Below are 9,474 nucleotides of genomic sequence, written 5' to 3'. Positions count from 1 at the left end.
CTACCCGTGCACCGTATGCCCAGTGGCGCCGGCCACGACGCCATGAAGCTCCACCAAATCCTGCCTCAAGCCATGTTGTTCGTGCGCGGCGAGAACGGCGGCATCAGCCACAACCCGCTCGAATCCACCACCAGCGACGACATGGAGTTGGCCATCGCTGCGTTTGAACACCTTCTGAACCAACTCGCCGGCGACGCCGCCGCCCACCCATGACCGACCACGAAGCCCTGGACCGCTGGATCGACGCCCACTTCGACGAAGAGGTGCGCTTCCTGCAGGAACTCATCCGCGTGCCGACCGACACGCCGCCCGGCAACAACGCGCCGCATGCCGAGCGCACCGCAGAACTGCTCGAAGGCATGGGTCTGCGGCCCGAGCGCCATCCGGTGCCCGCCGAGCAGGTGCGTGCGCACGGGCTGGAGTCCATCACCAACCTGATCGTGCGCCGACGCTACAGCGACGAGGGTCCGGTGATCGCGCTCAATGCGCACGGCGACGTGGTGCCGCCGGGCGAGGGCTGGACGCACGACCCCTACGGCGGCGACATCGAAGACGGCAAGATCTATGGCCGCGCCGCGGCCGTGAGCAAAAGCGACTTTGCCACCTACACGTTCGCGCTGCGCGCGCTCGAAGCGCTGGGCAAGCCGCTGCGCGGCGGGGTGGAACTGCACTTCACCTACGACGAGGAGTTCGGCGGCGAGCTCGGCCCGGGCTGGCTGCTGAGCCAGGGCCTGACCCGGCCGGACCTGATGATCGCCGCGGGCTTCAGCTACCAAGTGGTGGTCGCGCACAACGGCTGCCTGCAGCTCGAGGTGACGGTGCAGGGCGAGATGAGCCACGCCGCCATTCCGGACAGCGGCACCGATGCGCTGCAGGGCGCCGTGCACATCATGCAAGCGCTCTATGCGCTCAACCGCGACTACCTCGGGGTACGTTCGGGCGTCGAAGGCATCACGCACCCCTACCTCAACATTGGGCGCATCGAAGGCGGCACGAACACCAACGTCGTACCGGGCAAGGTGGTATTCAAACTCGACCGCCGCATGATCCCCGAGGAAGACCCCGCACAGGTCGAAGCCTCGCTGCGGGACACCATCGCGGCCGCTGCCGCGTGCTTTGCCCCGCCGCGCGGTGGTCGTGCGCTGCGCGTGGACGTGCGCCGCATCCTGCTCGCGCGTGCGATGGTGCCCCTGCCCGGCAACCGCGTGCTCGTCGAGCCGCTGCAGCGCCACGCGCAAGCCCTGTTCGGCGAACCGATCCCCGCGGTGGGCACGCCGCTCTACACCGATGTACGGCTCTATGTCGAGCGCGGCATCCCCGGCGTGATCTACGGCGCCGGGCCGCGCACGGTGCTCGAGTCACACGCCAAGCGCGCCGACGAGCGCCTCGAGCTCGAAGACTTGCGCCGCGCCACCCAGGTGGTCGCCCGCACCCTGCGCGACCTGCTCGCGCCCAACTGCCGGATTTAGGTTGAAAGCTGTGGTGACCCGCGCAGCAGGAATCCGGCTCGGCGGTGGGGCTACAGTATCTAGGGAAACGCCCCAGGAAACCGTCCCAGGAGACCCCATGAGCCAAGAAAACCTCTCCCCTGCCGAACAAGCGCTGCGCGATGCGGCGCGCGAATACCACCGCCTGCCAGTGCGCGGCAAGATTTCGGTGCAACCGACCAAAGCCCTGTCGAACCAGCGCGATTTGTCGCTGGCCTATTCCCCCGGCGTGGCCTACCCCTGCCTCGACATTCAGGCCAACCCCGCTCTGGCGGCCGAATACACCTCGCGCGGCAACCTGGTGGGCGTCATCACCAACGGCACCGCGGTGCTGGGCCTGGGCAACATCGGGCCGCTGGCGGGCAAGCCGGTGATGGAGGGCAAGGGCTGTCTGTTCAAGAAATTCGCCGGCATCGACGTGTTCGACATCGAACTCGCCGAGAACGACCCCGACAAGCTGGTGGACATCATTGCCGCGCTCGAGCCCACCCTCGGCGGCGTCAACCTGGAAGACATCAAGGCGCCCGAGTGCTTTTACATCGAGCGCAAGCTGCGCGAGCGCATGCAGATCCCGGTGTTCCACGACGACCAGCACGGCACGGCGATCATCTCCTCGGCGGCGCTGCTCAACGGGCTGGAACTCGTGGGCAAGCGCATCCAGGACGTGCGCGTCGCGGTGTCGGGCGCGGGTGCCGCAGCGCTGGCCTGTCTGGACCTGATGGTCGAGCTCGGCGTGCGGCGCGAGCACATCTTCGTCTGCGACTCCAAGGGCGTGATCTACGAAGGCCGGCCGGGCGGCTACGACGAATCCAAGGCCCGCTACGCGCAAAAAACCGATTTGCGCACGCTGGCCGATGCGGTGCGGGGCGCCGACGTGTTCCTCGGCTGCTCGACCGCCGGCGTGCTCACCCCCGACATGGTGAAAACCATGGCGGCGCAACCCATCATCCTGGCGCTGGCCAACCCGGAGCCCGAAATCCGGCCCGAGCTCGCCAAGGCAGCGCGCCCCGACTGCATCATCGCCACCGGCCGCTCGGACTACCCGAACCAGGTCAACAACGTCCTGTGCTTCCCCTACATCTTCCGCGGCGCGCTCGACTGCGGCGCGACGCGCATCACCGAATCGATGAAGCTCGCCTGCGTGCGGGAAATCGCCGCGCTGGCCAAGAGCGAGACCAGCGACGAAGTCGCCGCCGCCTACGTGGGCCAGGAACTCGTCTTCGGGCCCGATTACCTGATTCCCAAGCCCTTCGATTCGCGCCTGATTCTGCGCATCGCGCCCGCCGTCGCCCAGGCCGCCGCCGAGTCGGGCGTGGCAACCCGACCCATCGCCGATCTGGAGGCCTACCGTCAAAGCCTCACGCGCTTCGTGACGCAAACCGGCATCCTCATGCGGCCGATCTTCAACGCCGCCAAGGCCGTGCCGCACGGCGCCAAGCGCGTGGCCTATGCCGACGGGGAGGACGAGCGCGTGCTGCGCGCGGCGCAGATGGCCATCGACGAGGACCTGGCCTTCCCCATCCTGATCGGCCGGCCCGCGGTGATCGAGGCGCGCATCGCCAAAGCGGGGCTGCGGCTCAAGCTCGGCCGCGACGTGGACCATGTGAACCCTGAGGACGACCCGCGCTTTCGCCAATATTGGGAGCGCTACCACCAGCTCCAGGCCCGCAACGGCGTCACGCCCGAGGGCGCCAAGGCGGGTGTGCGGCGCTCGAACACGCTGATTGGCTCGTTGATGATCTCGCTCGGTGATGCCGACGCGCTGATCTGCGGCCTCGTGGGCAGTTACGTCACGCATCTCGAGCGCATCGACAGCGTGCTGGGCCGCAAGGCGGGTTGCGCCAATTACGCCGCGCTCAACGCGCTCATGACCGAGCAAGGCCCGCTGTTCATCACCGACACCTACGTCAACGAGGACCCCACGGCCGAACAGTTGGCCGAAATCGCCTGGATGGCCACCCAGGAGGTGCAGCGCTTTGGCTTGCCGCCCAAAGTGGCCTTCCTGTCGCATTCGAGCTATGGCTCGTCCAAGCGCGCCTCGGCACGCAAAATGCGCGATGCGCGCAACCTGTTTGTCGCGGCTCATCCCGAAATCGAGTGCGACGGCGAGCTGCACGGCGATGCCGCACTGAAAGAGGACATCCGCAGCCAATACCTCGCCGATGCGACCCTGCACGGTGCGGCCAATCTGCTGATCTGCCCCAATTTGGACGCGGCCAACATCCTCTACAACGTGCTCAAGACGACGAGCAGCGGGGGCGTGACGGTCGGCCCGATCCTCATGGGGGTGGCGGGCGCGGCCCACATCCTCACGCCCGCGGCCACGGTGCGACGCGTGCTCAACATGACGGCGGTCGCGGCGGCCTCGGGGCTGCGCGCCGGGGCTTGATCGGGTTTCCCCTCGGGGTCGCGCAGCGGCCCGAGCGATCACAATCGGGCGGGCGAGCGGCACCGCCGGCGCCGAAGCGGCGCAAGTGGCGCAAGCGGGTGACCGGGAACGGCTCGGGACGTGGTCGGGCACACGGCTTGCTTGTCCTCGCCCCAGCCCGCGCTGCCCCGGCGACGCCGCATCAACATCTGGGTTTATTTTCGGAGCGCACCATGAACAAACGACATCTCTTGCAATTTGCCGCCGCGCTGACGCTGGGCGCTGCCCTCGGGGGCGCACAGGCGCAGCAAAGCACGCCGATCAAGTTCCAGCTCGACTGGCGCTTCGAGGGGCCTTCGGCCTTGTTCCTCACGCCGCTGGCCAAGGGGTATTTCAAGGAGGCCAAGCTCGACGTCAGCATTGACGCGGGCAATGGCTCGGGCGGGGCGGTCACCCGCGTCGCCTCGGGCACCTACGACATGGGCTTTGCCGACCTCGCAGCCCTCATGGAATTCCACGCCAACAACCCCGACGCGCCGAACAAGCCGGTGGCGGTGATGATGGTCTACAACAACACGCCCGCGGCGGTGATGGCGCTCAAGAAGTCGGGCATCAGCAAGCCCGCCGATCTCTCGGGCAAGAAGCTCGGCGCCCCGGTGTTCGACGCGGGTCGGCGCGCGTTCCCGATCTTTGCCAAGGCCAATGGCGTGAGCAACGTGACCTGGGTGTCGATGGACCCGCCGCTGCGCGAAACCATGCTGGTGCGCGGTGACGTGGACGCGATCACGGGCTTTTCGTTCACCTCGCTGCTCAACCTCGAAGCGCGCGGCGCCCAAGCGTCGGACGTGGTGCTGTTCCCCTACGCCGACTACGGCGTGAAGCTCTACGGCAACGCCATCATCGCCACGCCGAAGATGATCAAGGAGCACCCCGAGGCCGTGCGCGCCTTCCTGAAGGCCTTTGCCCGCGGCGCCAAAGAGGTCATGGCCAACCCCGACGCCGCGATCGAATACGTCAAGCAGCGCGACGGCATCATCAACGTGGAGCTGGAAAAACGCCGCCTGCGCCTGGCCATCGACAGCGTGATCGCCAGCCCCGACGCGCGCGCCGAGGGCTTTGGCCGCGTGGTGCCCTCGCGCCTGGCCTTGATGGCGTCTCAGGTGTCGGATGCGTTCAACACCAAGACCCGCGTGAACCCCGACGCGGTCTGGAATCCGAGCTTTCTGCCCAGCGCCGCCGAACTCAACGTGCTGCCGCCCGCGCGCAAGTGAGCCCGCCTGAGCCGCTGACGCCCGCCATGAGCGCCGCCGATCCGCACGCCAAGCTCCACGCCGAGCCTTTCGTCGAGTTCCGCGACGTCTGGCTGGCCTACAACGACGAACTGCTCGCGCAAAACCAGTTCGCGGTGGAGTCCATCGACCTCACGGTGCGCCGCGGCGAATTCATCGCCATCGTCGGGCCCTCGGGCTGCGGCAAGTCGACCTTCATGAAGCTCGCCACGGGCCTCAAGCGCCCGTCGCGCGGCAGCATCCGCATCGACGGCGCGCCGGTCACCGGGCCGCTGAAGATCTCGGGCATGGCGTTTCAGGCACCCTCGCTGCTGCCTTGGCGCACGACGGTGGACAACGTCCTGCTGCCGCTCGAAATCGTGGAACCGCACCGCAGCCAGTTCAAGGCACGGCGGCCCGAATACGAAGCCCGCGCACGCGCGCTGCTGCAAAAGGTGGGGCTCGCCGGTTACGAGGACAAATTCCCCTGGCAGCTCTCGGGCGGCATGCAGCAGCGCGCGAGCATCTGCCGCGCGCTCATCCACGAGCCCAAGATGCTGCTGCTCGACGAGCCCTTCGGCGCGCTCGACGCGTTCACCCGCGAAGAACTCTGGTGCATCCTGCGCGACCTCTGGACGGAGCAGCGCTTCAACGTGATTCTCGTCACGCACGACCTGCGCGAGTCGGTCTTTCTTGCCGACACCGTCTACGTCATGAGCAAGAGCCCCGGCCGCTTCGTGGTGCGCCGCGAGATCGACCTGCCGCGCCCGCGCGACCTCGAAACCACCTACAGCACCGCCTTCACCGACATCGTGCACGAGCTGCGCGGCCACATCGGCGCCCTGCGCCGCCCCGACGCACCCGCCCTGCCCCAATGAGGAACCCCGACCGATGAACGCCAAACCCCTCGAACGCTGGGCGCCTTGGCTGCTGCTGGTGGCGCTGGTCGCGCTGTGGCAAGCGGTGTGCACGGTGTTCGACGTGTCCGAATTCGTGTTCCCGAGCCCGGCGCGCATCTGGAACCAGTTCTGGGAGTTCAAAACCATCATCGCCGGCCACGCCTGGCGCACCTTCTGGGTGACGATGGCCGGCTTTGGCATCGCTATCGTGGTGGGGGTGCTGCTGGGCTTTTTGCTGGGCAGCTCGCGGCTGGCGTATGCGGCGGTCTACCCGCTCATGACCGGCTTCAACGCGCTGCCCAAGGCGGCGTTCGTGCCGATCCTGGTGGTGTGGTTCGGCATCGGCGTGGGGCCCGCAGTGCTGACCGCCTTTCTCATCAGCTTCTTTCCCATCATGGTCAACATCGCCACCGGGCTTGCCACGCTCGAGCCCGAACTGGAAGACGTGCTGCGGGTTCTGGGCGCGCGACGCTGGGATGTGCTGATGAAGGTCGGCCTGCCGCGCTCGATGCCGTACTTTTACGGCTCGCTCAAGGTGGCGATCACCCTGGCCTTCGTCGGCACCACGGTGTCGGAAATGACCGCCGCCAACGAAGGCATCGGCTACCTGCTGATCTCCGCCGGCTCGGCGATGCAAATGGGCCTGGCCTTCGCCGGCCTGCTCGTCGTCGGCGTGATGGCGATGGCGATGTATGAACTCTTCGCCGTCATCGAAAAGCGCACCACCGCCTGGGCACACCGCGGTTCGCAGGGGCATTGAGGGCTCTGGTGCCGAATGCCCGCGGTCGGCCCCAGCCAGAGCATTTTTGAAGTTTTCAGCCGAACGCCAGCGTCAATTCCCGCTCTGCCGCTCCTGTTTTAGGAGTCATGGCTTGCCCCGCCGCTGCCCGCATTCGCTGCGGGCAGCTCCGCGCGCCGCGTTGTCTCGAGCACCCACTGCGCGTAATCGGGCGTGCTGGCCGCCCAGGGCAGCATCACGATTTCCGGCACCGTGTAGGGGTGGTGGTCGCGGATGAAGCGCGCCAGCGGCTCGAAATTGGCGCGCACGGTCTTGATGCTCAGCAGCCACTCGGCCTCGTCGCACAGCGCCCCCTGCCAAAGATAGGTGCTGCGCACCGCCTGCCTCTGCACGCAAGCCCCAAGCCCGGCCTCGACGATCGCGCGCGCCAAAGCGTGTGCTTGCGCCTCGTCGGGCAAGGTGGTCCAGACCACCCCGAAATCCTTCGCGTCCCGTGCCTCATCCATCGCCGTGCTCCATGCGGATACCGGGCCCGAGCATAGCGCGGCCTCGGTAGAATGCGAGCCTTCGGAGACGTGGGAGAGTGGTTTAATCCAGCGGTCTTGAAAACCGCCGACGGGCAACCGTCCGTGAGTTCGAATCTCACCGTCTCCGCCAGCCTTGCTTCCCGGTTCGCGCCCGCCTCGGGCGACTCCTTTGAACCGTCGCGTCGAAACGCCCCATCCGCTGATTGTCCCCGCCCCCGAGCGGCCTTGGTGTGCCTGCCCGCCGCAGTCCCGCGCTGCTGCGCGCCTGACTTCGTACGCCAAAATGTGGCTTCGCCCCACCCGGCGCCGTCGCGCCGTGTGCAATCAGCCCGTTCAGTCCCCGAACCGATCCCAAAAAAACCACAGGGAACCCTTCATGACCAGCATTCAACAACGTGCCGAACTGCAACGCCGCATCTGGCAAATCGCCAACGATGTCCGTGGTGCGGTGGACGGCTGGGACTTCAAGCAGTACGTGCTGGGCGCTCTGTTCTACCGCTTCATCAGCGAAAACTTTACCGCCTATATGGAAGCCGGGGACGACAGCCTCCGCTATGCCGAGCTGGACGACAGCGTCATCACGCCGAAAATCAAGGACGACGCCATCAAGACCAAGGGGTATTTCATCTACCCCAGCCAGCTGTTCGCCAATGTCGTGGCCAAGGCCGGCAGCAACGAAAGCCTCAACACCGATCTCGCCGCCATCTTTGCCAGCATCGAAGCCTCGGCCAGCGGCTACCCGTCCGAGCAGGACATCAAGGGCCTGTTTGCCGACTTCGACACCACCAGCAACCGCCTGGGCAACACCGTCAAAGACAAGAACGCCCGCCTGGCCGCCGTGCTCAAGGGCGTGGCCGAGCTCGACTTTGGCCCCTTCGACGCTGCGCACATCGACCTGTTCGGCGATGCCTATGAATTCCTCATCTCCAACTACGCCGCCAATGCGGGCAAATCGGGCGGCGAGTTCTTCACCCCGCAGCATGTCTCCAAGCTGATCGCGCGCTTGGCGCTGCACGGGCAGACGAGCGTCAACAAAATCTACGACCCGGCCTGCGGCTCCGGCTCGCTGTTGCTGCAAGCCAAAAAGCAGTTCGACGAGGACCGGATCGAAGACGGCTATTACGGGCAGGAAATCAACCACACCACCTACAACCTGGCGCGGATGAATATGTTCCTGCACAACGTCAACTACGCCAAATTCAACATCCAGCTTGGCAACACCTTGCTGGAGCCGCACTTTGCCGACGAAAAACCCTTCGACGCCATCGTCTCCAACCCGCCGTATTCGGTGAAGTGGGTGGGCAGTGACGACCCCACGCTGATCAACGACGAGCGCTTCGCCCCGGCAGGCGTGCTCGCGCCCAAATCCAAGGCCGACTTCGCCTTTGTGCTGCACGCGCTGCACTACCTCTCGGCCAAGGGGCGCGCGGCCATCGTCTGTTTTCCCGGCATCTTCTACCGCGGCGGGGCGGAGCAAAAAATCCGCCAATACCTGGTGGACCACAACTATGTGGAAACCGTCATCGCGCTCGCGCCCAATTTGTTTTACGGCACCACCATCGCGGTGAACATTCTGGTGCTGTCCAAACACAAGCCGGACACCCGCACCCAGTTCATCGACGCGAGCGGCCTGTTCAAGAAAGAAACCAACAACAACGTGCTGCTCGATGAACATATCGAGCAGATCATGGCCGTGTTCGACAGCAAGGCCGACGTGCCGCACTTTGCCCAATCCGTGCCGCTGGAGCGCATCCGCGCCAACGACTACAACCTGTCGGTCAGCAGCTATGTGGAGGCCAAGGACACCCGCGAGGTGGTAGACATCGTGCAGCTCAACGCCGAGATCAAGCGCACGGTAGCGCGCATCGACGAACTGCGCCGCGCCATCGACGCCATCGTGGCGGAGATTGAAGGCGAGGACGACGAAGGAGGCGCGAAATGACCGACACGCCTGTTGCCCTCATGTCCACGCCCGAAGGCTACGCCGATTGGCTGGCCGAACTCAAAGGCCGCATCCACCTACCCAGCATCGAGCGGATCGAACGGGAATTGCAGAGAGGGCAGGCATGAGCCACGAGAACTTTTTGGAGAGGCTAGTAGTCGGGGTGGATGTGGCTTGGAAGCCGTTGGGCGAGATTGGAACCTTTATTCGAGGATCCGGTATTCAGAAATCCGACTTCACTGAT

General features: G+C 65.9%; 9 protein-coding genes and 1 tRNA gene. 9 read left to right on the top strand and 1 reads right to left on the bottom strand.

The features are described from left to right. The 6 genes from JHC36_RS11465 to JHC36_RS11440 all read left to right on the top strand — a co-directional run. On the top strand, positions 1-213 hold a 213-nt coding region (locus JHC36_RS11465; protein WP_287919279.1), incomplete at its 5' end, for a M20/M25/M40 family metallo-hydrolase. Then, the gene (locus JHC36_RS11460) at positions 210-1,469 is read left to right on the top strand and encodes a M20 family metallopeptidase (protein WP_287919276.1); all 1,260 of its coding nucleotides are present in this window, start codon (positions 210-212) and stop codon (positions 1,467-1,469) included. The genes JHC36_RS11465 and JHC36_RS11460, both read left to right, overlap by 4 nt. A 97-nt stretch (positions 1,470-1,566) precedes the next feature. Then, the gene (locus JHC36_RS11455; protein WP_287919273.1) at positions 1,567-3,876 is read left to right on the top strand and encodes an NADP-dependent malic enzyme; all 2,310 of its coding nucleotides are present in this window, start codon (positions 1,567-1,569) and stop codon (positions 3,874-3,876) included. Positions 3,877-4,088: 212 nt separating this feature from the next. Then, the gene (locus JHC36_RS11450; protein WP_287919270.1) at positions 4,089-5,126 is read left to right on the top strand and encodes an ABC transporter substrate-binding protein; all 1,038 of its coding nucleotides are present in this window, start codon (positions 4,089-4,091) and stop codon (positions 5,124-5,126) included. A 26-nt stretch (positions 5,127-5,152) separates the two neighbouring features. After that, positions 5,153-6,001 carry an ABC transporter ATP-binding protein gene (locus JHC36_RS11445; RefSeq protein ID WP_287919268.1) on the top strand — a complete coding sequence of 283 codons (849 nt, stop codon included), beginning with the start codon at positions 5,153-5,155 and terminating at the stop codon, positions 5,999-6,001. A gap of 13 nt (positions 6,002-6,014) precedes the next feature. Continuing rightward, positions 6,015-6,782: an ABC transporter permease gene (locus JHC36_RS11440; RefSeq protein WP_287919265.1), complete on the top strand. Its 768-nt coding sequence runs from the start codon at positions 6,015-6,017 to the stop codon at positions 6,780-6,782. Positions 6,783-6,880: 98 nt separating this feature from the next. Here JHC36_RS11440 and cutA read toward each other — a convergent pair whose 3' ends face one another. After that, positions 6,881-7,267 carry a divalent-cation tolerance protein CutA gene (gene cutA, locus JHC36_RS11435; RefSeq protein ID WP_287919262.1) on the bottom strand — a complete coding sequence of 129 codons (387 nt, stop codon included), beginning with the start codon at positions 7,265-7,267 and terminating at the stop codon, positions 6,881-6,883. A 63-nt stretch (positions 7,268-7,330) separates the two neighbouring features. Here cutA and JHC36_RS11430 point away from each other — a divergent pair. The 3 genes from JHC36_RS11430 (at position 7,331) to JHC36_RS11420 (ending at position 9,358) form a co-directional block, all read left to right on the top strand. Beyond that, positions 7,331-7,418 (top strand) — tRNA-Ser (locus JHC36_RS11430). A gap of 246 nt (positions 7,419-7,664) precedes the next feature. Continuing rightward, entirely contained in the window at positions 7,665-9,230 is a 1,566-nt protein-coding gene (locus tag JHC36_RS11425; protein ID WP_287919260.1) for a type I restriction-modification system subunit M, read from the top strand. Continuing rightward, complete coding sequence (locus JHC36_RS11420) at positions 9,227-9,358, top strand: hypothetical protein (RefSeq protein ID WP_287919257.1); 132 nt, start codon at positions 9,227-9,229, stop codon at positions 9,356-9,358. The genes JHC36_RS11425 and JHC36_RS11420 overlap by 4 nt, the downstream gene beginning before the upstream one ends. The last annotated feature ends 116 nt before the right edge of the window (positions 9,359-9,474 follow it).

Origin of the sequence: Tibeticola sp. (genome assembly GCF_022759015.1) — a bacterium.
In the GTDB taxonomy this organism is placed as follows: Bacteria; Pseudomonadota; Gammaproteobacteria; order Burkholderiales; family Burkholderiaceae_C; genus Tibeticola; species Tibeticola sediminis.
Note: the sequence above shows the minus strand (reverse complement) of the source record. Positions and strands in the feature narration are given on the sequence as shown.

Bases quoted from the DNA above. Each gene is read 5' to 3' on its own strand.
- JHC36_RS11460 (WP_287919276.1), top strand. From the start codon at position 210: ATGACCGACCACGAAGCCCTGGACCGCTGGATCGACGCCCACTTCGAC.
- JHC36_RS11445 (WP_287919268.1), top strand. From the start codon at position 5,153: ATGAGCGCCGCCGATCCGCACGCCAAGCTCCACGCCGAGCCTTTCGTC.
- JHC36_RS11440 (WP_287919265.1), top strand. From the start codon at position 6,015: ATGAACGCCAAACCCCTCGAACGCTGGGCGCCTTGGCTGCTGCTGGTG.
- cutA (WP_287919262.1), bottom strand. From the start codon at position 7,267: ATGGATGAGGCACGGGACGCGAAGGATTTCGGGGTGGTCTGGACCACC.
- JHC36_RS11425 (WP_287919260.1), top strand. From the start codon at position 7,665: ATGACCAGCATTCAACAACGTGCCGAACTGCAACGCCGCATCTGGCAA.
- JHC36_RS11450 (WP_287919270.1), top strand. From the start codon at position 4,089: ATGAACAAACGACATCTCTTGCAATTTGCCGCCGCGCTGACGCTGGGC.
- JHC36_RS11455 (WP_287919273.1), top strand. From the start codon at position 1,567: ATGAGCCAAGAAAACCTCTCCCCTGCCGAACAAGCGCTGCGCGATGCG.
- JHC36_RS11420 (WP_287919257.1), top strand. From the start codon at position 9,227: ATGACCGACACGCCTGTTGCCCTCATGTCCACGCCCGAAGGCTACGCC.